This window comes from Luteibacter mycovicinus, from assembly GCF_000745235.1.
Taxonomy (GTDB): Bacteria; Pseudomonadota; Gammaproteobacteria; order Xanthomonadales; family Rhodanobacteraceae; genus Luteibacter; species Luteibacter mycovicinus.
Map to the genome: position 1 here is coordinate 4,152,717 of NZ_JQNL01000001.1, position 24,357 is coordinate 4,177,073.

Consider the following 24,357-nt stretch of genomic DNA (forward strand, 5'->3'; position numbering starts at 1 on the left):
CTTCATGTAGGAGCGCGCCCCGCGCGCGACGCGACACCAATCGGAGACGCACGATGAACTGGCTGCAGAAAATCATGACGCCGAAGACCCGCGCACCCAGCGCGGCCGGCGGTAAGGGCAAGGTGCCCGAGGGTGTGTGGGAGAAGTGCGCCGGTTGCGGCACGGTCCTTTACAAGCCGGAGCTCGAAAAGTCGCTGATGGTCTGCCCGAAGTGCGGCCATCATCACGCGATCTCGGCGCGCGTGCGCCTCAACGCGTTCCTCGACGAAGGCAGCGCGAACGAACTCTGGCCGAAGCTGGAGGCCGTCGACGCGCTCAGGTTCAAGGACCAGAAGAAGTACAAGGACCGCGTCGTCGCCGCGCAGAAGTCCACGGGCGAAAAGGATGCGCTGATCGCGATGTCCGGCACGCTGCTGGATCGTCCCATCGTTTCGGTCGCCTTCGAGTTCGCTTTCATGGGTGGCTCGATGGGGTCGGTGGTCGGCGAGAAATTCGCACGCGCCGCCGAGAAGGCGCTGGCGGAAAACAGCGCACTCGTCTGCTTCGCCGCCACGGGTGGCGCACGCATGCAGGAAGGCCTGTTCTCGCTCATGCAGATGGCCAAGACGTCGGCCGCACTGGCGCGCATGCGCGATGCCGGTGTGCCGTATATCTCGGTGCTTACGCATCCGACCACCGGCGGTGTGTCGGCAAGCCTTGGCATGCTGGGCGACCTCAACGTCGCCGAGCCGAAGGCGCTGATCGGTTTCGCCGGCCCGCGTGTCATCGAGCAGACCGTGCGCGAGACGCTGCCGGAAGGTTTCCAGCGTCCGGAGTTCCTGGTCGATCACGGCGCCATCGACATGATCGTCGACCGTCGCGAAATGCGCGAAAAGCTCGGCTCGATTCTCGGCATTCTGGAGAAGGCGCCGCGCGCGGCGGCGTGATCCGGTTTCGTAAGTAAGCAAAACAAGGAAGGCCCCGGAGAAATCCGGGGCCTTCTTCGTTCACGGCCGTCACTTTTGCGGCTCATGCCGAAAACACGTAACGACGCATGGCGTTGGCCCTTGTGCCGTATCCGGGCGCACGACAAGAATCGGCCGGGGTGAGGGCACCGGAGTACGTACGTTTTTCCATTCCATACCGCAAAGGATGAATCCGATGAACAACGACATGAACTTCGCTTCCAACTCCGTCAGCCGTGCCGCGCAGTGGCGCACGCAGGCGGACAAGAACAACCCGGCGGGTGCGCTCTTCGCCAACGAATTCGCCGAGGCGGATATCGTCGGCGGCACCGACATGCTCGTCACCGATTGTGCGATGTGTACGGGCTCCATCAAGAACACCATTCACATCTACTGCGCCTGATCCTCTCGCCGTGACGTCCTCCACGGACGCCGACGATTTCAGCGAATCGCTGGGCTGCCTGATCGCCGATGCCATGGTGGATCTTGCAGCCCGGCTCGCCGGGGTAGCCGGCCTGACGTGCGCCGAACGCGGCGTCGTCGCCGACGCGACGCGCGCTTCGCTCACGGAAGCGCTGCATGGCCGACTCGGTCGTGTCCTGTTGCTCGAGTTGCACGCGGCTGTCGACGACGGTTTGCTCGTCGCTGCCGACAGCGCGGGCCGCTGGCACGAATTCATTGAGCGCTCGTCGTCTCCCGCATTCTGGGAGGAACTGACGACGCACTATCCGACGCTGATGGATCGCGTGAATCGCCTGGTGGAACAGCGTTGCGCAAGCGCGCTGGCGTTCGCCACGCATTTCGCGACGGACCGCGAGGCGCTCGACGAATTTCACGGTAGCCCGCTCGGCGAACTCGTCGCCCTGGCGATCGGCGCGGGCGACAGTCACCGTGGCGGAAGGACCGTGGCGTTGCTCACCTGCGCCCGCGGCCGTATCGTCTACAAGCCACGATCGGTGGGCATCGACGCGGCCTTGTCCCGCTTTATCGAGCCACTCACAGCACAGGGCGCCAGTCTTCGTGTACCACCCGTCGTGGAGCGGGATGGCTACGGTTGGGCCGCATTCGTCGAACACCGCTACGCGGCCGACGACGGCGAACTGTCTTGTTTCTATCGCGGACTGGGCGAGTGGCTGGCCGTCATGCGTCTGCTCGGCGGTAGCGATCTGCATGCCGAAAACCTGATCGCGCACGGTGCGCATCCGTTCGTCATCGACTGCGAGACGCTGTTCACGCCGCATCCGCCGGTCACACCCTCGGGCATGGGCCTGGCGCACGACCGCGCCGCGGGCATGGTCGAAGGCAGCGTGCTGAGCATGGGGTTTCTGCCGGGGCGCGGCGCGGCGTTGGCCTGGCGTGGCGTGGATTCGTCCGGCATGGGTGCCTTGCCGGGGCAGCAGCCCAGCGTGGAGGTGCCTGCCATCGTCGACGCGGGTACGGATCGCGCGCGGCTGGGCACCGTCATGGTCGAGCCCGGCGGCGCCGCGAATCATCCGTCACGCGCGCCCGCGCTGGCCGCGCACTGGCCGAAGGTCGTCGAAGGCTTCGATCAGGTGACCGCCTGGCTGCGCTCCGAGGACGCGGCGGGGAGACTGGCTGACCGGTTGCGCCCGTTTGCAGGCTGCGAAGTGCGTGCGGTCGTCCGGTCGACCGAGGTGTACGCCGAGCTGGCGCGCATGCTCTGGCACCCGGTGTCGCTGCACGCACCTGACGAAGCGACGCATCGCGCCGCCGCGTTGTTGCGTCGGATGGGTCTCAACCGAGCGATTTCGCCCGATCGCGACGACGTGATCGCGGCCGAGATCGCCGACCTGCTCGATGGCGACATTCCGCTGTTTTCGACGATCGTTAGCGAAGGGTGGCTGGCGGGCCCTCGCGGCACGTCGTGGCTCGATCCCCGCGACCTCGCCGAGGATGCATTGCGACGCTGGCGCGAGGCAGATCTCGCGCTCGAACGTCAGGCTATCCGCGCCTCGCTGGCCAGCGCCTATGCCGACGGTGACCGCGACGAAGCGCATGCCTCCCTGCGACCGGTACGCCTCGCGTTGCACGATCTCGACCGCCGTCGCCGTCGGCTCGCCGCAGGTGTCATGAAAGACATCGTGAGGCGTGCGATCCGCGGTGACGATGGCAGCGTGGCCTGGATCGCTTCCGTGCTGGGTCCCAACGGGCGAAGCGTGCAACCGATCGCTCAGGATGTATACGGAGGCATCGCAGGCATCGCGTTACTGGCTCATGGTTATACGCGCGAGCGCGATGCGGGGAGGGCGGACGATGTGTCGGAGATCGATGCGATCGCAGCGGCGGCGGTCGACACGATGCGATGGGCCGAAGCGCAGCTATGGGAGCGTCGTACCCATGTGGCGCGGCCGCGCCCGGTGCCTCCCGGTGGGTACATCGGTCTCGGCTCCCAGATCGCGTCGTGGCTGCTACTGGAGGCCTGGGGCGCGACGGCGGCAGGTGAGGGCGTCGAGCGGGCGCAGCGTCTCGCCGGACTCATCGCCGAGTCCGTCGCGGCGGACGATACGCGCGACCTGCTTACCGGCAGCAGCGGTGCGATTGCACCCCTTCTTACGCTTTACGCGCGCACGAAGGATGCGAGCCACCTGACCCAGGCGATGACCGTGGGCGATGCACTGATCGAGGCGGCGCGTCGGCAGGACGGCCGCGCCTGGTGGCCGCACGAGCGATGGCCCGATGGACTTGGCGGATTCGCCCATGGATCGACGGGCATCGGATGGGCACTGGCGAAGCTGGCGCAGGCGTCCGGACAGGATCGTTTTCTTGCGATATCGCGGGCCGCGCTCGCGTTCGACGCGTCGTTGTTCGATCCGGCGACGGGTTGGCGCGACCTTCGTGGTGGCGACCCGGCGGCCGCGTGGTGCCACGGCGCGGTCGGTATCGGGCTGGCGCTGGTGGATCTGGATCCGGCACTGGATAACGCCGATCGGCGTGCCCAGTTCCGCGTCGCTTCGACGCTCGCCTGGCAGAACGGTATCGGTGGCGGTCATGGGCTATGCCACGGCGATATGGGGGCGTGGGAGCTGCTCGACATCGCCGTGCGCACGGGATTCGCTCCCGCAGGCTGCGACAGCGATACGCTGAAGGCCACGATCATCGGCAGCATCGAAAGCCACGGAGCCCGGTGCGGCAGGCAGAGTGAAGACCTGTCACCGGGCCTGATCGCCGGCCTGGGCGGCGTCGCGTGGCAGTTGCTGCGGATGCATCCCGAAAGTGCTCTGCCTTCCGTCCTGCTTCCGTCCTTCGCGAATCAGACCAGCACACGCTCCGCCCACAGCGACAACGTGCCGAGCCCGCCACCGATGACGGTCGCGGCGAGCACGTCGCTGGGGTAGTGCAGACCGAGCACGACGCGTGAGGCACCGATGAGCGCGGCGAAGCCGATCAGGAAAGGTGCGAGCACCGGGTAGTGCGCGACGGCGACGACGGTAAACGAGACCGCCTGCAACGTGTGTCCCGACGGAAAGCTGAACTCATCCAGCGGGGGCACGTGGGCGATCACGCCGGGACAGGTGCGGAAGGGGCGTGGGCGCCGCGTCCAGCGCTTCAGTACGCGATAGAGCATCAGTGCGGTCAGTCCGGTGATCGCCATCTGGACCGCCACGGCCACACCGTGCCAGCCGCCGACGATCGCCATGACCGTCATCAGCGAATACCAGAAGACGCCATCACCAAGGCGGCTGATGGCGCCGAAGAAGATGCCGATCGCACGACGCGCGCCCCAGCGGTTGGCGGCGACGCACATGCGCCGGTCGAGGCTGGCCCTACGCGGCGACGGCGGTGCTGCGTTCATGGACGCTCTCCTCGGCCATTGATTGCATGATGGATTCGAATTCGGCGATGACCGAATCGGGTGATGAACCGGCAAGCGAGAGACGTGCGGCGCCGCCCATCGCCCGGCACGCGTGGATGTCCGCACCGAGCGCCGCGGCGCGTTCGATCAGTCCGCCTTCGTTGCCGGGCGCGACGCGGATGCCGTTCTGGCCGTTGCGGATGAATTCGCGAGCGGCGGCTTCCGCATAGGCCACGACGGGTGTCCCCGACGCCATCGCCTCGAGCACCACGTTGCCGAAGGTCTCCGTGAGGCTCGGAAAAACGAACAGATCGGCACTGGCGTAGTAAGCGGCCAGGTCGTCGCCGCGGCGGACGCCGGCGAAAATCACATCCGGATGGGCCGCTTCGAGAGCGGCACGACCCGGACCGTCACCGACGATGACGCAGCGGGCGCCGGGAACGCGACGCTGCAGGGCACGGTAGGCATCGATCACGACGTGCAGGTTTTTCTCCGGCGCCACACGGCCCACGCTGAGCATGACCGGCGTATCCGGACCCGCGCCCCATGACGTGCGCAGGTCGTCGTTACGGCGTTCCGGATGAAAACGCTGCGGGTCGACAGCGCGGCGAAGCACGCGTACGTCGTGGACACCGAGGTCGTTGAGCTCACCGGCGAGCTGGCCCGTGGGCACCAGGGTGGTCTGCGCGCGACGATGGAACCGGGCGAGGTAGTTGCGTACGAACGGGGTCAAGGCGCCGAAACCGTAATGGCCGACGTAGAAGTCGAAGCGCGTGTGGAAGCCTGTAGCGACGGGGATGCCGAGGCGGCGGGCGGCGCTTACCGCGCTCCATCCCAGCGGGCCTTCGGTGGCCACGTAGATCGCATCCGGGCGGTCCGACCGCCAGCGGCGTTCCAGGCGAAAGCGGGAGGGCAGGCCGAAGCGCAGGCCGGCATAGCGGGGGACGGCGGCACCTTCGACGGCGAGGACATCCATGCCCGCATCGGCCATGGCCGGCGTGTCGGGGTGGATCGGGCGAATGAGGTCGACGGTGTGTCCGCGGCGGACGAGTCCGCGGGCGAGCGACTGGACGGTAAGGGAGACCCCGTTGACGTCCGGTGCATAGGTCTCGGTGACGATGCCGACTCGCATGGCGGTGCCCCTGTTGGCCTGAGCTTGGTCCAAGCTTCGCGCGCAGGGATGTCGCGGGCATGATGGTGATATGACGCTGGCGTTACCGGAACGGGCCCGGCGATCGACCGCCGGGCCCGCTTTGTCACTTGATGCCGAAAATGAGCGGGATGGCCGCCCAGCGCTGCCCGCTGTCGACATCGCCGAATGCGAGATAGGCATCGGGGATCGGTTCGGCCTGGAAGTTGAAGCCGGGAATGTAGTCACCCCTGCGTGGCTGCAACGGGTAGGTCGTCCACGGCGGCAACAGTGCGTTGGTCGCATTGACCGGCAGCAATGCGTCCTTACCGGGGCGGAACGCCGTCGACAAGCCCGATGCGTCCGTATGCAGGCGCAGGCGGCCACCTTCGAAACGGGAATGGATGCGGTCGGCACGCCATTCCCACTGTTGCGCCAGTGTCTGCGTGCATGCCGTGGCCCTCACGCCACCGAACGCGGTATCCGTCTCCAGGCACATGCCGCTGCCACGGTTCACGTATCGTCCGGCCTCGTCCATCATCCATTGCTGAACGCGATGGCCTTCGGTGCGGTCGCAGGTCTCGAGGGTGATCCGGGCGGACGCGTCGGGCTGCGTGATGCAGCGGTTGGCGTCGCCCAGGGACTGCAGCAGCACCGTCGGTGTGCGCGTGAGGTAGGGCGTGCCAAGGTCCATGATCACGCTGGCAATCGGCTGCGCCGTGGCGACGAATTCCCGCCTGTCCGACGGGCCGCGGCTGGTGACGATCGAGAGTTCGCACGGCGTCGCATCGAGAACGACGACTTTCTCATGGCAGTCGATGGCATCAGCGGTCGTTTTGGCCTGGTGATGGAAGTAGCGGTTCATCACGGTGGCGGCGCTGGTGACCTTGATCGGGCCTTCGTACGTGCCGTCGACCCGCCACGTGGCCGCGGTTTCCAGCCCCGCGTGTTTCATCATCCGACTGCGCCCCCCTGTCGTGGCGGGTTTACCGAAGTAGGCGGGTTTGGCTGAAATGTCATCGGCCAGGGCGAAACGCCACGATGCCTCGGTTTGATTTTCCGCCTGGAATTCGGAGAACGCGGCGCTGTAGTCGTCGAGCGTGATCGTTACGGATTGCTCGTCCGTGTTCGTTTCGCTGTAGGAAAACGATGCGGGGAATTTGCCGGCCGACGAAATCTTGCCATCGGCGAGCCCACGGGTCGTCTCGGGCGACACCGACACCCCCCATGTCGAGGTGGTGACATGTTTGTCGGTGATTGTCCGGGCGGTACGGCCGTCAGTCATCGGGTGATAACTGAGCAAGCGGGCGTTCGGCGTTGCATCTTCCGGCCACATGAGCCACGTCGACAAGCCGTACTCGCCAGGCACGTAGATGCCCGCGCCGTGGGGCAGGGACGGAAACGGCCAGATCGGCACCCACCATAAGGGATTGTTCTTTCGGGTATCCAGCCCTCGCTGATGGGGGATGACCTCGGCCGTGCTCTTTACCGTGATCAGTTTGGAGTCGTGCGTGCGGCTGGTATCCCGGGTGACCGTCGCGATCAGCGCCACGCGCGATCCATTGGTGTGGGTCTTGGATGCGGCCCAGGGACGCACGGGCGTCTCGCGCGCGGGCGCCGTCTGCGATGCCTGCGCGGGACCGCGCGTGACAGGGGCAAGGCGTGACCTCGATGCTTCTTCTGCGTCAGCCATCGCCAGACGTCTGGCGTCCTCGACCACGTGGCCGGCGATGGCCGCCAGGGCCAGCGGATCGACCGTATCTTCGAACAGATGCAGGTGAACGCCGCCATGGCGCAGTGGCTGGTAGAGCACGGTCGCTTCGGTGGCTTCCACGCCGAACAGGGCGATTTCGTAGCGTCGCTCACCTGTTCGGGCGGTAACGAGCAGGGCGACGCCTGAGGAGACGATATCCAGGGCCTCGGCCCGGGCGTGGGGCGAGGCCAGTGCCGAGGCGGGTACCCATGCGATGACGGGATCGGCCGACGCTCCGGATTGCGACAGTGCCGTGCCCTTCAAGGCTGCCGGTGTCCGCCAGGCGGCTGGGTCGCCGCCGGTCGCCGTCAGGATCGCCGGGAGGTCCGAAAGGCGCAGATAGCGCACGTCGAGGCCGACCACCTGGGCGTCCGTGGGCGGTGACTGCGCGACGATCGGCGCGGACAGGCCCAGGGCGATGGCGACGACCGCGTGGCGTAGGGGGGTCTTCATGGATGCATCCTTGCAGTTGGGGAGTGCTTACAGCATGCGCGGGCGAGCCCGTGCGCAGCATCCGGCTCATGGTCTTTTTGTGTGTAGGAATGACTGCAGCGGGGCACTGGCAGAAAGGCAGGCACGCTGTAGGGGATGACCTCGAAACCACCCCGGTGCCCGATCGGTTAAAATCCCGCCCTTGTCCGTCCGATGACCTCAACGATGACCGTCCGTACCCGTTTCGCCCCCAGCCCCACCGGCTACCTCCACATCGGCGGTGCCCGTACCGCGCTCTACTGCTGGCTGGAGTCGCGCCGCCGCGGTGGCGAATTCGTACTGCGCATCGAGGACACCGATCGCGAGCGCTCCACGCAGGAGGCCGTGCAGGCCATCCTCGACGGCATGCAGTGGCTCGGCCTTACGCACGACGAAGGTCCGTACTATCAGACGCTGCGCATGGACCGTTACCGCGAGGTGGCCGACCAGCTGCTGCGCGAGGGCAAGGCGTATTACGCCTACGAGACCAAGGAAGAGATCGAGGAGATGCGCAACGCGGCCATGGCAGCCGGGGTGAAGCCGCGTTACAACGGCTATTACCGCGACCGCAACGAGCCGCTGCGTGACGATCCGAACCGCGTCATCCGCTTCAAGAACCCGTCCACGGGTTCGGTGGTGTTCGACGACAAGGTGAAGGGGCGCATCGAGTGGTCGAACGAAGAGCTCGACGACCTCGTGATCTTCCGCTCGGACGGCTTCCCGACGTACAACTTCGCGGTCGTGGTCGATGACATCGACATGGGTATCACCGAGGTGATCCGCGGCGACGACCACGTCAACAACACCCCGCGCCAGATCAACATCTACAAGGCGCTGGGTGCGCCCGTACCCGAATTCGCGCACCTGCCGATGATTCTGGGGCCGGACGGCCAGAAGCTTTCCAAGCGTCACGGTGCCGTCAGCGTCATGCAGTACCGCGACGACGGTTTCCTGCCGCATGCACTGCTCAATTATCTCGTCCGCCTGGGCTGGTCGCATGGCGATCAGGAAATCTTCTCGGTCGATGACATGAAAACGCTGTTCGACGTCTCGGACGTCAACAAGGCCGCATCGCGCTTCGACGTGACCAAGCTCTCCTGGCTCAATCAGCATTACCTGAAGACGGATGACCCGGCGACGCTCGGGCCGGAACTGGCCTGGCACCTCGGCAAGATCGGTATCGACGCCTCGGCTGGCCCGAACCCCGCCGATGTGGTCGTGGCCCTGCGCGACCGCGTGCAGACGTTCAAGGAAATGGCCGAGCGCGCGAAGATCTGGTACGGCCCGATCGTCGAGTGGGACGACAAGGCCATCGAGAAACACCTGCGTACGGACACCGCGCCCGCCGCGCTCGAGAAGGCGAAGTCCGAACTCGCCGCTCTGTCTGAGTGGACGCCGGAGACCGTGCACGGCGCCGTCGAGCGCGTGGCCGCGGGCCTCGAACTGGGGATGGGCAAGGTGGCCGCGCCGCTGCGCGTGGCGATGACCGGCACGCAGGTGTCGCCGTCGATCGAACACACCATCTACCTGGCCGGTCGCGACGGTGCGCTGGCGCGCATCGACGAGGCGCTCGCCCGCGCTCGTGGATGAGATCCTGGCCAAGGCGATGCGGGGCGTTGATCCTGACGACCCCGGGGCTTTCCTGGCGATCTTCACCAACCTCATGGCCGCGGTGCCATGGGGGCAGCTGATCCTCTGGCAGATCGTTTTCATCGTCGTCGGCGGCGTGCTGGGCTGGTGGCGCGGGCGCTTCGTCGCCGGCATCGTCGCCGCGCTGGTGCTGGGGCCGTTCGGCTGGGTGGTGCCTTTCATGCCACGCAAGCGGCCCCCGCCTTTACCGCCGCGTGGCGGTCCGCCGCCGCTGCCCGGGTCGAAAAAGCGCTGACGGGCCCTCATGTTAGAATGAGGGATACGAGGATTTCGATGTGACCACGCACGCCGCGCACAAGCACACGCACGAACACCATGACGATGCCCGCGGCTTCGTCGCGGCGGTCGAACACGCCTCGCTGGAGCGCGGTCTGCGCCTGACGCCCCTGCGTCGTGAGGTGCTGGAACTGGTGGCGAGCGCGGGCAAGCCCGTAAAAGCCTACGATCTGCTCGATCGCCTGCGCGAGAAGCACGGCAACGCCGCGCCGCCCACGGTCTATCGGGCGCTCGATTTCCTTCTCGAAAACGGCTTCATCCATAAGCTGGAGTCGATCAACGCGTACGTGTCCTGCCACCATCCGGCGGAATCGCATCAGGTACCTTTTCTGATCTGCGACAAATGCCAGTGCGCGCAGGAAGTCTGCGACGAACGTGTCGCGGAGCTGATCGAGGCCCAGGCCAAAGCCCTGGGGTTCCGTCCGCAAGCGCAGACCCTCGAAGTGCACGGCATCTGCAAGAACTGCCGGTAACGCCCGGCTGCCCGACACCGCTGTAGGAGCGCGCCTGCGCGCGAAAAGCCGACGCAGCGAAGAAGCGGCAACCCACCATCGCTACGCAGGCTTTTCGCGCGCAGGGCGCGCTCCTACATGTTCTTTTTGTCGGTCAGAAGAACGCCCGCACCCCCACCGACACATTCCGCCCCGGCATCGGTGCCACATCCTTGAACAGCGACGTCGCCGGACGGGCGGTCTGGTTGGTCAGGTTGTTGCCGTCGACGAACGCTTCCCACTGGCTGCGTTCGTCGTTGACGAACGTCCATGCGAAGTGCGCATTGACCAGCGTGTATCCGGCGGTGTCGGTTTCGAACGCGGCGATCTTGTCCTGCTTCATGTAACGCACGGCGCCCAGGCTGGCGCGCAGGCTGTCGGCAGTCCAGCTCAGCGTGGAGCCCACGCGACCGGCGGGAATGCGCGGCACGTTGCCGGCACCGTCGGACAGCGTGGCGCGCACCGTGTCGCCGAACACGCGCAGATCCCAGTTGCCCGACGTCCCCTTCGACAGGTGGAACGTGGCTTCCGCTTCCGCGCCGCGGAAGGTCGCGTCGTTCTGCGACCAGATGCGTACCGGCAGGTCGTCCTCGACTTCGCCGGTGTCGGCGAGATAGATGAAGTTCTTGTACTTGTTGTAGTAGACCGCGACCTTGCCCTCGACCACGTCACCGTGGAAGTGAAGGCCCAATTCGGCCTGGTTGGATTTTTCCTTGTTGAGGTCGCTGCCGATCTCGAAGGTGTTCGAGGCTTCATGCGGGCCATTGGCGAAGAGTTCCTCTTCCGACGGCGCGCGCTCGGCGTGGTCGAGGTTGAGCGACAGATGCCACTGGTCAGCGAAACGCCACGCGGCGCCTGCGGAAAAACTGTTCGGGTTGTAGTCGCGCTTGGCGCCGTTATCGGGCTGGACGGTCTGCTTGTCATGCCGCGCGCCAAGCTCGACCTTCACCGGCCCAAAGTCGCGCTGCTCGGTGAGGAATACACCGACGCCCTTGGTCGTCGTCGCGGGTACGAAGGTCTCTTCGCCCACGGCGGAGAACTGACGATGCTGGGTCTGCACGCCGAAGGCGCCGTTCCATCCGGCGAGTTCTTCGTGCGTGACGACGAGGCGGCCCTGGTTGCTGGTCGTCGCAAACGTCGTGCCCGGAGTATCGCCTTCGAACTCCACGTGCTGGTAAGCGCCGTGGCCGAGGTTGAACTCGATCTTCGCGATGCCGTCGATCGGCTGGATGAAGCCTCCCTTCAGGCTGTAATTGGTCTGCGCCATCTTGATGTGCACGGGATCTTCGCCCTCCGCCGGATCGCCTGGCTCGGCGGGGCTGCCGTAGAGATCCATGAAGCGCGAGACCGACAGGCCGAGGTAGCCCCACGATCCGAGCAGCGACGCGCCCACCGCGCCGGACGTGGTCTTCACCGCGCTGTTGGCGAGGGTGCCGCCCGGGATGTCGTAATCCTCGTTGTCGCGACGCATGCCGTCGACGTGGATGGCGAACCTGTCGTTACCCGCGTCGAGGCGGAGCAGGCCGGTCTTACCGTCCGATACGGAATCGCTGCGCACTTCGGCGCGGCCGGCGAAACCGTTCTCCGGCGCTTTTTCCGGCACGCGGCCGTCGACGACGTTCACGACGCCACCGATCGCGCCGGAACCGTAGAGCAGGGTGGCGGGGCCCTTCAGCACTTCGATCTGATCGGCGAGGAACGGCTCGAGGGTCACCGCATGATCCTGACTGACATTGGATACGTCCTGCGACGACAGTCCATTTTCGAGGACGGCGACGCGGGGACCGTCGAGACCGCGAATGATCGGACGACCGACCGCCGTACCGAGCGCCGAGCTTTGCACGCCCGGAATCGCCGAGACGGTCTCGCCGAGCGACACGGCCTTGGCGTCATCGAGAGCCGAGCCGGCCAGTACGGCCACGGGAGCCACGATCTGGTCGGCGCTCTGGCCCAGGGGCACCGCGTTGACGACGATGGCGTCGAGCTTTTCGGCGTTCTTGCGCGATTTCCCCTGGGTCTCTCTGGCGCTCGCGGGCGCCGAAGCATCCTGGGGAGCGTCTTCGGCCATGGCGGGGAGGGCGCTACCGAACGTGGTAGCCAGCGTCAGGGCGAGAAGGGTTCTGCGCATCGGGGTGAAACTCCGTGGTGTGTTTTGAGATGTTATAAAGTATCATTACTTGCCTGGACCCGTGCAAGAAGTCACGCTATGCATCCCATGACCGATCTCCCTCTCGAATCCGACGCTCAGCAAGTGCCCCGACGCTGGTGGCATGTGGCCGACCGCTTCGGCGCCACGGCCTCGTTCCTCTGCGCGATCCACTGCGCGGCTTTGCCCTTCGTGATCGCGCTGCTGCCTGTGCTCGGCCTGTCGTTCCTGGCCGATCATCGGTTCGAAACCGGCTTCGTCGCCTTCGCCTGCGTCCTTGCCTCGCTGGCCCTGATCTCCGGGTATCGGCGCCACCATCGACGTCTGCCACTGGCCCTGGCGATACCCGGCCTGACCCTGCTCGTGCTCGGCGTGACCTTTCTGCACGGCGGGTCGCTCGTGGTGCACAGCGTGCTCGTGACCTGCGGCGGGCTGCTCGTCGCTTCCGCGCACTTCGTCAATCTCCGGGTCGACCACGGCGAGCATGCGGGCCATATCCACGGCCCCTCCTGCGCCCACCCGTGATTGTGTAACCGCGCCCCGAGCACCTAGCCTTTCGTTCATGGCACACGATCACGCACACGCACACGCCCACGGCCATTCCCATGGCCACGCGCATACCCACGACCACGACCACAGTCATGCCGCCGGCGGCAGTGAACGGAAGCTGCTGTTCGCCTTCGTTCTGACGACGCTGATGCTGGTGGTCGAAGCGGGTGGCGGCATCCTTTCCGGCTCGCTGGCGCTGCTGGCCGACGCCGGCCACATGCTGGTCGACGCGCTCGCCCTGCTGCTGGCGTTTCTCGGCGCGCGCTTCGCGGCGCGCCCGGCGGATGCTCAGCGCACCTACGGTTACGGCCGCATCGAGGTGCTGGCGGGCTTCGTCAACGCACTGACCCAGTTCGCGCTGGTGGCGTTCATTGTCTACGAGGCGGTGATGCGCCTGTTCAATCCGTCGCCGATCCTCTCCGGCGTGATGTTCGTGGTCGCCGCCGTGGGGCTGGTGGCCAACGTGGTGGTGCTGCGCACGCTGCATGGCCACGACCCCGACGACGTCAACATCGCCGGCGCCAGCCTGCATGTGCTGGGCGACCTGCTGGGCTCCATCGCCGCGGTGCTGGCCGCCCTGGCGGTGCGCTGGCTCGACTGGAACTGGGCCGATCCGGTCCTGTCGATCCTGGTCTCGATGCTGATCCTGCGCAGCGCGTGGTCCCTGGTGCGACGTTCCGGCCACATCCTGCTCGAGGGCACGCCTGAAGGCGTCGATCTGGCGGACGTGAGAAGTCAGCTGGAGGGCCTCGATCCGGGCATCCTCAGCATCCACCACGTGCACATCTGGCAGGTCACCGCGGGCTCGCGGATGGCCACGCTGCACGCCGAACTCAAGCCCGGCGCCGATCCGGCCCGCATTCTCACGGTCATCAAGACGACCCTGAGCGAGCGCTGGCGGGTGGGGCACGCGACGGTCCAGGTGGACCCGGGTCATTGTCCGGACGACCTCGAGGGCTGCGGCCAGGACGGCCGGCACACTCACTGAACTGCCCGCCTGAACGGCTGGCGCTTGCCATTTACGCGGCCGCTGATACGATGACCGGCCGTTCCTCTCTACTTTTTCGAATCAAGGAGTTTCCCATGGGCAAGGGCGATCGTCGCACCCGTCGCGGCAAGATCTACCGTTCCAGCTATGGCAAAGCCCGTCCGCACGTCGACGTCGTCACCGGCGCCGCTGTTGCCAAGCCGGCCGCCGCCAAGCCTGCCGCTGCCAAGAAGGCAGCCGCGCCGCGCAAGAAGGCATAAAGCCTCCCTTGCGTAAAACAAAAAGCCCCGCATTTGCGGGGCTTTTTGTTTTTACAAGCTGGCTCGGCAGAGTAGATCTGTGGGGCGGTCCGGCTATGTGGTTGGCGAGTGGCCCGGCAGAATGCCTTAGTATGCGGATCAGCCGGGCTCAGCTTGAGCTGGGCATCGGGATCACGTTGCAGGGAGTAAAGGAATGCGCTTTTTCTGGATGATCGCTTCGACGGCAGTCTGTGCGGTCCTGGCTGGTTGTGGGCACGGACAGATCCATGTCGGGCAGACGCAGAGCGCTGCTGTGGATGTGCTCACGCTGCCCGCCAGTCCGAGTGACTCCGGCGCGTGGCGCGCGTTTATAGGCAAGGTGATCCTTGCCGAGACGCATGACGCAAACGCGCATTCGTATACGTTCATTGTCCCCGCAGGCGATAGCGGCTTTCAGATCGGCGCTTAGGACAGCATTGGGTGGCGGACAAAAGCTTCAGGCCGCCAAATTTAGCTAAGTGTGCGACCGATGATGCCTTGAGGGCCGCCGCTGGAGCGACAAACCTCTTTGGAAGTACGTGGGGCGCGGTTGCGACTGCTGCTGTTGCGTATGAGGGAAACGGCGGCAAATGCGGTTGCCAGGAGTACCCGTTCCTATCCAGGCCAAGACGATGGAAACTTTCCCCGTTGCGAACAAAGGCGATCAAAAGGTTGCTTTTGCGATCAAGAATATATACGTATCGGGCAGGACGATCGCTCGGCTTCTCGATCAAGCTGAGGGGGTAACAGATGTTCGTCTGCGAGGGCGTTTCGGATCTTCCGAGGACATTCGAATTGAATTCAAATATCTAGACCGGGACTATATCGTTTGGGAGCCCTTTGGCGACAACAGTCAATATTGGATCGGCCCGAGAAGTCCGGACGAAGGGGCAGACGAAATCATTGGTGTGGAGAATATCTTTAAGCGGTATCGGCCGCCGCTGCACCGGGTGCTGCTTGGTGATTTGCTGACTCTCAAATCATTCAAGCGATTCGCGACTCGTGATTAAAGCGACCACGCTGACAAGCACTTTTGAGGCATCGTTTGGATAGCACCAGGCGGCGAGGCGAAATGTTGCGCAGGCGACGTCCCCCCAAATTTGAGTAGCGCCCCGGTTTCGAGTTCAATCCCCCACGAGAAGGAGATTGGACGTGAAGAAGCGTTTTACCGAAGATCAGATCATTGGCTTCCTGCGTGAAGCCGAGGCGGGCATGCCGGTCAAGGACCTGTGCCGCAAGCACGGCTTCAGCGAGGCGTCGTACTACCTTTGGCGAAGCAAGTTCGGCGGCATGAGCGTGCCCGAGGCCAAGCGGCTGAAGGATCTGGAGTCGGAGAACGGCCGACTTAAGAAGCTGCTGGCCGAGCAGCTCCTGGAAAACGAGGTCATCAAGGAAGCGCTGCGAAAAAAATGGTGAGCGCACCGGACCGGCGCGAGCTGGTGCGCTATCTGATCGGCCGAGAACTGAGTGAGCGCCGGTCATTGGCGATCGCCGGCATAAGCGCAAGCGCTTACCGATACCAACCGCGGCCCGACGCTAACGTCGAGCTGCGCGAGATGATCTGCGCGCTGGCGAATCGCCATAAGCGCTACGGCGTCGGCATGATCTACCTCAAACTCCGCCAGGCCGGTCAGATGGTCAACTACAAGCGAGTTGAGCGCCTGTACCAGGAGGCGAACCTTCAGGTGCGCCGACGCAAAAGGAAAAAGGTGCCCCCGGCCGAAAGGCAGCCACTGCTCCGGCCCGCAGCGGCGAACGAGGTTTGGTCCATCGACTTCGTCTTCGACCGCACCGCCGAAGGGCGCGTCCTGAAGTGCCTGACGATCGTCGATGACGCCACGCATGAGGCAGTCGCCATCGAGATCGAGCGGGCGATCTCAGGTATCGGCGTAACGCGCGTCATGGACCGCCTGGCCGTCACACGGGGCCTGCCGAAGATCATTCGCAGCGATAACGGAAAGGAGTTTTGCGGCAAGGCCATGGTCGCGTGGGCACACGAACGCGGCGTGCAGCTGCGCCTGATCGAGCCTGGCAAGCCGAACCAGAACGCCTACATCGAATCGTTCAACGGAAGGCTTCGCGATGAATGCCTCAACGAGCACTGGTTCCCCAGCCTGCTGCATGCCCGGGCCGAAATCGAAAGCTGGCGACGGGAATACAACGAAGAACGACCGAAGAAGGCGCTCGGCGGGTTGACTCCCGCTGCTTACGCGAAACAGTTACATTAATCCCGGACTCAAAATCGGACCGCTACTGAAGGCGGGGGGACGTCGGGAACGGCCGGTAACTACCATGTGGATGGGCCCGATGACGAAGCGCTCTTCGGGATGTATATCCTTATCGGCGGAGATATGGTCTTCGTAGATATTAAACGCGACGAATTGCTGCCTGGTAGGCTTGAGTACGCGAGGTTCCTGAGCAAGTCATGCACGGCGTTGAGCACAAGCCTTGATGCATTCTTGGAGGAAAATGCTGATTTTAGGGGTCGGGCGGTGGGGACGATTGGATTGCATTCGAGCACGGATGCTGAGCAGGGTGAAGTGTTCTGGATCCCCGACGGGTATGCCGTGCTGAAAGGTACAACGTTCATTTCTCCCGAGTGACCGAAGGTGCAACGACAGCTCCTCACTGGTTGGGCATGAAAGGTCAGTTGAAGTGAACCAAATCAAGGATAAGAATCCCCGTGTTTACGCCTTTCATCGCTACTTTTTCTTAGCGCTGATAGCATTTCTGACGCTGTGTTTGATCATGACTGCCGCTCCGCCCGTCAAGGATATTGGCGCCGAACTTGTGCTATGCGCGTGCATTGTGGGTTGGATATCGATGATGGTGATCGTGGTTCCTCGTGTCTTCAATGCGTCAACCATCGTTTTGCAGGATGAAGGAATCTCGGGGATGTTCCTGTATCTGAAGGGCGCATGGATGGTGCGTAAGCCGCTTTCTTGGAAAGGCATCGTTCGCGCAGAGTTTGCTCGAGGTGGATTCACCATTTGGGACGACAGCGGCCGCTGGAGCATCCTGCCTATGATGTTCGACAGGCCTCAGGATGCCACTGACTTTGTCATTTCGAACATTCCCGAAGGCGTGGCGTTGCAAATCTCGTGAGCCTAAAAAGGAGGGGCTTTGGTTGGCGATTTTGGTGGTCAAACTGCGAGCGCTTGCGGTAGCGATAAATGACTAGGCGACGAGTCGAACCTTCGGTCAGACTTTTTTCTTATAGGATCGATGATGAAGCGCCGCTGCATATGCGTGTTGATGAAGGGAGCGTTGCTCTTTGTCAACACGACCGGCCTCATTGCCTACTCGAGTGTCTAACGAAATTTTGGTTTGCTACCGGGGTTGGTTTGCGGTGTTGTGTTTTTGTCGATGCTTTATCTATGGGTGACGAAGGTGAGGAGCGCGGAGTTCGTTTTTTTTTGACGCGTATATTCAACAGGGGATTGAAGTTGTCGTTTATCAATCATGCACGGACGTTGACCGTTAACTTCTTTGAAATGCCAGTAGCACTCAGATTCCTCACGGGGATGTCGCTCCTGTATCTGTTTTTCATCGGCGCCTCTATCGTGCCGGGCACTGTCAATGTTCACGGGAAAATAGTGACCACGGCCGAATGGTGGGCAAATAAGAGCGGTTTCATCCTTTTGTTCGCATCAATACCTCTGATCACATCGGGATTTCTACTCCTTCGTCGGGCCGCCCATGCAAGACCTCTCTACATCGTGGGGTGGGTTGCCGTCGATATTGCGGCTATCTGGATTCCTGCGGTCAATGATGTTCCGTTGTCTCGCAGCAATGTCATCGTCTACGGAGTGCTTAGTGCAGTGTCAATTATTGCCTTCGCGACTTACTTGTACTTGAGCGGGGCCGTAAAAACGTACTTGAACGACACCCTTCCAGCATCAACGGAACAAGGTCGGTGACAGGCGGGCGCCTGGTCGCTTCGTGCATAGCGATCGTGCGTCAAACTGTTAGTCTGAAGCAGCGGCCCGCCCCAGCTTAGCTAGAGCTCCTGCCTTTCGGGAAAATCGAGCTTCCCTTCAACGGGCACGGCGATGATGTTCTGATGAACCATTCCCGGGAAAAGGTTAACGGCATCGCCCGCATGGTTCGCGCGATTGAACAGATAGGGCGTGTGTGACCAGACGCGATAGCCCAACATCTTGATCGCTTCGACTTCAGGTTGCGCTTGATCGACGCCTGACAAACGCGCGTAGATCAGCGGGCGATGCGCCTTCACCGTCTCAGCGCCGCCCGCGAGTAGATCGACGATGGCGTTGGGCTCGTTGATCTTGAGAAGATCAAGTGCGTCGAGCTCGAGACTGTCCAGCGTCGTGCTGCGGACGCTCTCGCCCGGCCCGTCGTCGGTAACGAGGATACGTGGGCCGGAGGAGCGCCCAAGCCACACCGCATGGGCGAACACGTTATTCAGGCCGTTGAGAGCGATGGTCGCGCACGATTGCTGGAACCGGAGGCGCCGCGGCTCGACTAGGTGTAGCTGTCCCTGGGCGCCGACCGCACGTGCCATCCACAACGCATGCGCGGCGTATTCAGCGCCGAACTCGAGCACGACATGCCTTTCGTCGACGAGCGAGCTGAGCAGGTCTGTCTCCTGTTCGGCCCATTCCCCGTAGGTTTGCAGTGATCGAGCGATGATGTTGTCCGTGGTGACGGCCGCGGCGATGCCGTAGCGCGTGGTCCAGTAAGGCAGCGAAGGATCCTGAGGGTAAGTTGTAGCGCTCATGAAGAAGGCTCGGCAGGCGGTGGCAAAGTGGCTTGGGAAAGACGCTCGTAGAGCGCCGTGATCTCGTGCCTGCACGCGGCGGCCTGCTCGGCGAGCGAAGGCTCCTGCTCCGCGACGAAGGCGTGCAACAGTGCTGCGGAACAGGCGTCCCTGGCATCCTCGCCCGATAGCAGGCGTGCGCGTGCGAGGGTCGCTCGCGCGATAAGTAAGGCAGTCTTTGCGTCGGGCCCGAGCGAGTACAGGGCGGCGCACAACCGCTCGACCTCGGCCAGGCGGGCGTTAACGGCGTCGCCGCGTACCCAGGACGCCCAGGCGAGGTGCACATCGATCAGGGCATGGATGCCAGCTCGGTCACGAGGTTCGTTCTCGCCCGAGTACCGCGCGACGAGCTCACGTACGGCGAAGAGACGCCTCGCGCCGGTCAGGCATTCGACGTCGCCGAGTGCGCTGCGTATGGCGAACGAGATGGCGATGTCAGGCGACGGCAGCGGCAACAGGTCGACCGATTCCGGCACCATGTACAGCAGCGGCGTTTCGAAAGGGGATGTGCGGTAGACCCACGTCGGATGCGAGGGGATGCCCTGTGCGTCGGTCCTGCGCACGATGGGGCTGTCGCTGAAATGCGCGGAGATGGACAGCGGTTGTGACAGTGGACGGAGGCGTCGCTTGCGTCGCCATCGTCGGATCGCGATCGCGGCGACGCCGGAACCGAACGTGGCAAGGCATGAGACGATCCACGAAGCGGGAGCGTCGGTTCGCCCGCTTGTCTCTGCTGAGGGACGCGAGGCCGGTGCGCCCGGTGCCGGCGTGCGGGTGGCGTCGACAGGTCGCCTCGCGTTTTCCTGCGTCTCCATCGCATCGAGCATGCGCGAGACGTCGCGCATCTGGCGTGCGCGCCGCGCGCGCAGCTCATCGCGGTCGTCGGTTTCCGTGCAGGCCACGAGCACGCAGGCGAGCAGGGAAAGCACGCCCGGCGAAAGGCGGGGAAGTGTGGGAATGAGCAGCATCGCGAATTCGACATCCGTGGTCGCCGACGCCCGGATGGGCGAGGGGACTGCGATCTTAGGTGGCGATGCCGGTCGAAATCGATGGAATTATTCTGAGTTTTCGGTCGGATTTGCGTCGCGCTGGTCGTGCCTTGACAAGAATAGTCGACGAAGCGATGGTGCACGCGCGACTCGGGACGAGTCGGCAAGGATGAAGTGACGATGCGTTGGAAAACCGTGGGATGGGTCGCCCTGTCGGCCTTATTGGTTGTCGTGTGGTTGGTTGCTCTTCGCTTGTCGGGCGCGGTGTTGCTTGCCTGGCTCGGTCTGAGGGAGCGCGTTGCACTCAGCGGCGATACGTACGGACAGTACTGGACTGCGCGCATGCTTCCTGACGTCGCGCCTTACGTCTGGCGGATATGGCTGTCCGGTGCCGCGGGTTTTTTGCCGCCGCTCGTGGCATGGGGAACGGCTCTTTGGCTTTACGTTCGGTGGCTGGCGGCGCGTCGTGTGGCATTTCCCACGCGTTTCGCGACGCGCTCCGAGCTGCGTGACGCGGGTATGCTCGATGCCCATCACGGTGTGGCTGTCGGTATGCGGGGCGGTCGGGCACTTCGCTGGGCAGGGCCAGGGCATCTCGCGTTGTGCGTTCCGGACGAAGCCCGGGCGGAAGCTCAGTTGGTGTCATCTCTGCTGGATACGCCCGGCAGCGTTGTCGTCCTGGATTGCGAGAGCCGCTTGTGGCGCGCAACCTCAGGCTATCGAGCGACACTGGGGACCGTTAGGCTCATCCGTCCGTTCGCGTCCGACGGCATCTCGACTCACTGGAACCCATTGGGCCGCCTTTCCCCGGAAGCTGATCGGCGCCGCGAGGAGCTGTCGGCGATCGCCAGCATGCTGTACGACGAGCGCAGCTATGGCGCAAGGCCGATGCGTGAAGCGAAGGATGCCTTCACCGCTTTCGCCGGATACGTTTACGATGACGCGGTGGCCCGACGAGCTCTTGGCGGATCGGAGAGCGATGCATCGGCTACGTTCAGGATGATCCATCAGGTCGTGTCCCGGGCACGTGCCGACGGCAAGTCGGCGATAAAGAAAATGCTCGGCAAGGGTTTCGTCGCCGGCGACACCCGTGCTGGGCTTGATTCGTTGCTTCGCCTGCCGAACCGCGTGCTCAGGGAGCGCCTTGCGTCGGTCGAGGGTCCACTGCCGGCCTTTAGTACGGCATTCGCGGGCAGTGTCATGTCCGGCCCGGATACCTGCGCAGCGATACAGCATGGGGCTGCCGTCTCGATTTACCTGTCGGTTGGCGACGATCTGTCCCCGGACCAGCGCCGGGTGGCTGCGATTCTGCTCTGGGACCTGATCCGACTGGGACTCGGGCGCCGCTCCGGCGCCGCGGAGTTCACCTGTCTGATCAATGGCATCGAGCGGGTTGGACTGGTCGAGAATCTGTCTCGTGTCCTTCATGAAACGGCTCAGGACGGACCACGGTTTGTACTTCGTACCGCTCAGCCCGCCCGTTGGCGCGAGGTCTATGGTTCCCGTGCCGAGGTCGAGGCGATGAGCGCGATGGCTTGCCGGGTCGTCCAGGCACCGTCACGCCGCGCGGATGAGAACGACTTCATGGATGTGTTGGGCTTCGCTAACGAGGTCGGCCGACAGCGTCCGCTTCACTTCGACCCATCGCGGGCCACTCAATTACGTCGCGATCTTGCCCGGCTAGTGCCGGGCCAGCAGATAGTGGTGGCCGAGAGCCTCGCTGGCCCTGTTATCTGCACCACGCGTTCGCCGCTGCGCGACCGGCATCTCGCCCCACGCCTCCTTCCTCCTGTTACGGTCGATCCCCTGGATCCCGGAGACCCCTGCATGCCCCCACGAACCCTTCGCGCGATTGGCGCCACAGCCGCCCTGGCTCTTGCAGCCACGGCGTGCTCGCAGGACAAGCCGGCATCGTCCGAGCAGGCTGTCGCCGCGCAGGCGAAGAAGGACGGTCTGACGGTCGACCAGGAGCGCTTCCTCCAGGAGGCGGTTGGGAAGCGTGATCCCAATTACAAATGGGAGGGGTACAGCGAGAAGCTGGTGCCGACGAAGCTGGGGCCAAACACTTTCTTGTTTCCGATGAATCTTTATGAGCATCAGACGGGACCGGATTTCCAAGGGTCGGTAGGGCTCACGCTGCGGTGGCCTACGCTCGAGGCATTTCCGGCAGGTGCTGTCCGAGACCGTGCATATGCAGGCGCCTATCTTGACGAGGCAATAAACGTTCGTCCGAGATATGTGGATAAGGTGCCGATCGAGGACGTCGTAAGAATCTCTATTTCGCCGCACCCATGGAACCAACCGGACGACCCGATTTATCACCTCTCGCTTCGGACTAAGGGAGGGGCTGTCGATGGTCTTGTGCCGTATTACATCGATATGACGAAACTGAAGGCATACCTCTTGAGAAGAGGCGCGCCTGTTGATGATGAAAACCTCACAGGACTAGGCAAAGATTGGTTTGTTTCATACTCAGCGGGTGGTAAGCCGCTTACATTCATATCTTGCAGCCCGCGAGAAATTCGTGGCGCAAATTTAGTCAACGAACGGTTAGAGGATACTGCGGCGGGTATCGATCGCGGTACGTGTAATCAGGAGTTCGTGATTGAAGAGTTCCAGATTGCGGTGGATGTCACCTATCTTCGCGCTTACATGAAGGACTGGAAACGTATCGAGACGAGGATCAGGTCGCTATTCGACCAAGCCCTGCAAAGTGCGGCAAACGGAGCCGGACGATGAATGGCCTTAACAACAAGGATATGGAGATTCTTCAGGCCTATGCAGAGGCGGGGAATCGTGAGCGCTACTGGAACTATCTCGCCAATCATGCGGGCGCAGACGGTTACGGCCTTCTCGCGCTGGGTGTTGTAAGGAACGACAACATGCCAGGCGCTGTCGCAAACAGCTACGCGCAGTCGTATGCGAAAGACCACGACCATGTGGTTCTCGACGAACGCGGCTGGGAGGCTTTTGGCAGGGATCTTGTCCGTAACGATTTCCAGCGACGCGCTCTTCACATGGCCCAGAATGAGCCGCAGTTGGCATTGAATCTTCCGGTAGCGGACATTCAAGATGCCCATGCTCAGTCATTCGGAAAGGCGTCGATCGGGGCTGATGCCTGGACACCGAATATACTTCTCAACGCGGCGCGCGCTGGCGGAGGTGAGCCAGCTGTAGAGAAGGTCTGGCACACCATGCTCGATAGCCGTTTCATCGGTGTACCTCGCCTCGGCGATACCACTTATGGTGTCCTTGGAAAATACGGGGATTACGTCGCCGATAAAGGTGAATACATGGGTGCTCTCATCCGAGCGGAGCGCACGGCGGCATTTTCCTCCTCGTATGTCGATCCTAATCACATCAATCGTGACATCAACCACTACGAATACGACGCTCGCTCAAAAGGCTGGACGTCCTATGTCAATACCGATGTTGCGGAGTTCGGCTATCGCAGCCCTTCTGAGCGCGTCACCGATCCGGCCTTGATTCGAGACCTCAATGATGCGCGTGAGGTTCGACTTGAGCGTCAGCACATGGCGGCAAAGGTACACCCGGATGACCCGTATCGCGAAATTGCGCAGAGCCCGCATACGGTTGCCGACACGACCGCTCCAAAGTCGCCGTCGGTTGACTCGACCGTCCTTGCGCGCTTTGTGGATCCGGCCCTTTACGATGACCTCCGAGCGAGGCTGCCGGAGGGTACCTCGCCGGATCGACTTGCCCAGGTGACGCTTGCCGCGCGGCAGGCCGACATACGGGGCGGCGACATTCAGGGTGTTTCGTTGCAGAACAATTCGACGTTGCTTGTGCACGGACGTCACCCGGGTGACCGTGCTGTTGTCGATATCGCTACGCCGCCGCCCACCGTCGAGCAGACGGTCGCGCATGCCAATGCTTATGCAGGGCAGCAAACGCAGCAGTGGGCCCAGTTTCATTCCGAGCAGCAAGAGATCGAAGCGCAGGCCCAACAGCAGGCACAGACTCAGACACAGTCGCAGTCTGGTCCGGCTATGTCTGGACCTCGAATGGGCTGAAGCTCGCCCACGTCCGTCATCACGTCATTACGCTCGAACTCCCGGCTAACAGAGATCTGTGCATG

Annotated in this window: 22 protein-coding genes and 1 pseudogene; 17 read left to right on the forward strand and 6 right to left on the reverse strand. The window is 63.5% G+C overall.

The features are described 5' to 3' along the window. The first annotated feature begins 53 nt into the window (after nt 1-53). The 3 genes from accD to FA85_RS18580 all read left to right on the forward strand — a co-directional run bounded on the left by accD (nt 54) and on the right by FA85_RS18580 (nt 4,300). Nucleotides 54-926, forward strand: coding sequence for an acetyl-CoA carboxylase, carboxyltransferase subunit beta (gene accD, locus FA85_RS18570; protein WP_036114064.1), 873 nt, complete (start codon nt 54-56; stop codon nt 924-926). Between the two features lie 214 nt (nt 927-1,140). Next, the gene (locus FA85_RS18575) at nt 1,141-1,347 is read left to right on the forward strand and encodes a DUF6229 family protein (RefSeq protein ID WP_036114062.1); all 207 of its coding nucleotides are present in this window, start codon (nt 1,141-1,143) and stop codon (nt 1,345-1,347) included. A gap of 10 nt (nt 1,348-1,357) precedes the next feature. Continuing rightward, nucleotides 1,358-4,300, forward strand: coding sequence for a type 2 lanthipeptide synthetase LanM family protein (locus FA85_RS18580; protein WP_081907514.1), 2,943 nt, complete (start codon nt 1,358-1,360; stop codon nt 4,298-4,300). On the opposite strand, the gene FA85_RS18585 is transcribed toward FA85_RS18580, so the two are convergent. The 3 genes from FA85_RS18585 to FA85_RS18595 all read right to left on the reverse strand — a co-directional run bounded on the left by FA85_RS18585 (nt 4,216) and on the right by FA85_RS18595 (nt 8,093). After that, a complete protein-coding gene (locus FA85_RS18585; RefSeq protein ID WP_036114058.1) occupies nt 4,216-4,758 on the reverse strand; it encodes a phosphatase PAP2 family protein in 543 nt (180 codons plus the stop codon). The genes FA85_RS18580 and FA85_RS18585 overlap by 85 nt on opposite strands. After that, nucleotides 4,730-5,890 carry a glycosyltransferase family 4 protein gene (locus FA85_RS18590; protein ID WP_036114057.1) on the reverse strand — a complete coding sequence of 387 codons (1,161 nt, stop codon included), beginning with the start codon at nt 5,888-5,890 and terminating at the stop codon, nt 4,730-4,732. The genes FA85_RS18585 and FA85_RS18590 overlap by 29 nt, the downstream gene beginning before the upstream one ends. Before the next feature lie 124 nt (nt 5,891-6,014). Next, nucleotides 6,015-8,093, reverse strand: a complete 2,079-nt coding sequence (locus tag FA85_RS18595; RefSeq protein WP_036114054.1) for a ricin-type beta-trefoil lectin domain protein — start codon at nt 8,091-8,093, stop codon at nt 6,015-6,017. Nucleotides 8,094-8,297: 204 nt separating this feature from the next. Here FA85_RS18595 and gltX point away from each other — a divergent pair, with 204 nt between their 5' ends. Genes gltX through FA85_RS18610 form a run of 3 tightly spaced genes read left to right on the forward strand, consistent with a single transcriptional unit; the run spans nt 8,298 to nt 10,510 of the window. Beyond that, entirely contained in the window at nt 8,298-9,701 is a 1,404-nt protein-coding gene (gene gltX / locus FA85_RS18600; protein ID WP_036114053.1) for a glutamate--tRNA ligase, read from the forward strand. Continuing rightward, nucleotides 9,694-9,996, forward strand: a complete 303-nt coding sequence (locus FA85_RS18605; RefSeq protein WP_036117827.1) for a hypothetical protein — start codon at nt 9,694-9,696, stop codon at nt 9,994-9,996. Before gltX ends, FA85_RS18605 begins: the two co-directional genes overlap by 8 nt. Before the next feature lie 40 nt (nt 9,997-10,036). Next, entirely contained in the window at nt 10,037-10,510 is a 474-nt protein-coding gene (locus FA85_RS18610) for a transcriptional repressor (protein WP_036114050.1), read from the forward strand. A 133-nt stretch (nt 10,511-10,643) separates the two neighbouring features. Here FA85_RS18610 and FA85_RS18615 read toward each other — a convergent pair whose 3' ends face one another. After that, nucleotides 10,644-12,656: a TonB-dependent receptor gene (locus FA85_RS18615; RefSeq protein ID WP_036114048.1), complete on the reverse strand. Its 2,013-nt coding sequence runs from the start codon at nt 12,654-12,656 to the stop codon at nt 10,644-10,646. 87 nt (nt 12,657-12,743) lie between these two features. Between FA85_RS18615 and FA85_RS18620 the strand changes: the two genes are divergently transcribed. The 9 genes and pseudogenes from FA85_RS18620 to FA85_RS18660 all read left to right on the forward strand — a co-directional run bounded on the left by FA85_RS18620 (nt 12,744) and on the right by FA85_RS18660 (nt 18,409). Beyond that, a complete protein-coding gene (locus tag FA85_RS18620) occupies nt 12,744-13,199 on the forward strand; it encodes a MerC domain-containing protein (RefSeq protein ID WP_051944263.1) in 456 nt (151 codons plus the stop codon). Between the two features lie 37 nt (nt 13,200-13,236). Then, nucleotides 13,237-14,211 (forward strand): cation diffusion facilitator family transporter, encoded by a 975-nt coding sequence (locus FA85_RS18625; protein ID WP_036114045.1) that lies wholly within the window; start codon nt 13,237-13,239, stop codon nt 14,209-14,211. A gap of 95 nt (nt 14,212-14,306) precedes the next feature. Then, a pseudogene (locus tag FA85_RS22800) lies at nt 14,307-14,375 on the forward strand (30S ribosomal protein THX); the annotation flags it as partial. A 289-nt stretch (nt 14,376-14,664) separates the two neighbouring features. After that, the gene (locus tag FA85_RS18630; RefSeq protein ID WP_036114042.1) at nt 14,665-14,919 is read left to right on the forward strand and encodes a hypothetical protein; all 255 of its coding nucleotides are present in this window, start codon (nt 14,665-14,667) and stop codon (nt 14,917-14,919) included. A gap of 202 nt (nt 14,920-15,121) precedes the next feature. Next, the gene (locus FA85_RS18635; RefSeq protein WP_036114039.1) at nt 15,122-15,499 is read left to right on the forward strand and encodes a hypothetical protein; all 378 of its coding nucleotides are present in this window, start codon (nt 15,122-15,124) and stop codon (nt 15,497-15,499) included. Between the two features lie 202 nt (nt 15,500-15,701). Further along, nucleotides 15,702-16,717 (forward strand): IS3 family transposase gene (locus FA85_RS18645; RefSeq protein WP_428977066.1). Its coding sequence is split into 2 segments (ribosomal slippage): nt 15,702-15,900 and nt 15,900-16,717, totalling 1,017 coding nucleotides; the frame shifts between segments, so codons are not numbered across the junction. A gap of 99 nt (nt 16,718-16,816) precedes the next feature. Then, nucleotides 16,817-17,092 carry a hypothetical protein gene (locus FA85_RS18650; RefSeq protein ID WP_156108755.1) on the forward strand — a complete coding sequence of 92 codons (276 nt, stop codon included), beginning with the start codon at nt 16,817-16,819 and terminating at the stop codon, nt 17,090-17,092. Between the two features lie 52 nt (nt 17,093-17,144). Then, the gene (locus tag FA85_RS18655; protein ID WP_036114028.1) at nt 17,145-17,594 is read left to right on the forward strand and encodes a hypothetical protein; all 450 of its coding nucleotides are present in this window, start codon (nt 17,145-17,147) and stop codon (nt 17,592-17,594) included. A gap of 272 nt (nt 17,595-17,866) precedes the next feature. After that, nucleotides 17,867-18,409, forward strand: a complete 543-nt coding sequence (locus FA85_RS18660; RefSeq protein WP_036114025.1) for a hypothetical protein — start codon at nt 17,867-17,869, stop codon at nt 18,407-18,409. Nucleotides 18,410-18,489: 80 nt separating this feature from the next. Here the strand turns inward: FA85_RS18660 and FA85_RS18665 are convergent, their stop codons facing one another. Both FA85_RS18665 and FA85_RS18670 read right to left on the reverse strand, forming a co-directional pair. Continuing rightward, nucleotides 18,490-19,230 (reverse strand): class I SAM-dependent methyltransferase, encoded by a 741-nt coding sequence (locus tag FA85_RS18665; protein WP_036114023.1) that lies wholly within the window; start codon nt 19,228-19,230, stop codon nt 18,490-18,492. Further along, nucleotides 19,227-20,237, reverse strand: a complete 1,011-nt coding sequence (locus FA85_RS18670) for a hypothetical protein (RefSeq protein ID WP_036114021.1) — start codon at nt 20,235-20,237, stop codon at nt 19,227-19,229. The genes FA85_RS18665 and FA85_RS18670 overlap by 4 nt, the downstream gene beginning before the upstream one ends. A 201-nt stretch (nt 20,238-20,438) precedes the next feature. Here FA85_RS18670 and FA85_RS18675 point away from each other — a divergent pair, with 201 nt between their 5' ends. Then, complete coding sequence (locus tag FA85_RS18675) at nt 20,439-22,997, forward strand: type IV secretory system conjugative DNA transfer family protein (RefSeq protein ID WP_036114018.1); 2,559 nt, start codon at nt 20,439-20,441, stop codon at nt 22,995-22,997. Next, on the forward strand, nt 22,994-24,292 hold the full coding sequence (locus FA85_RS18680; protein ID WP_051943739.1) for a hypothetical protein: 1,299 nt from the start codon (nt 22,994-22,996) through the stop codon (nt 24,290-24,292). Before FA85_RS18675 ends, FA85_RS18680 begins: the two co-directional genes overlap by 4 nt. Nucleotides 24,293-24,357: the final 65 nt, after the last annotated feature.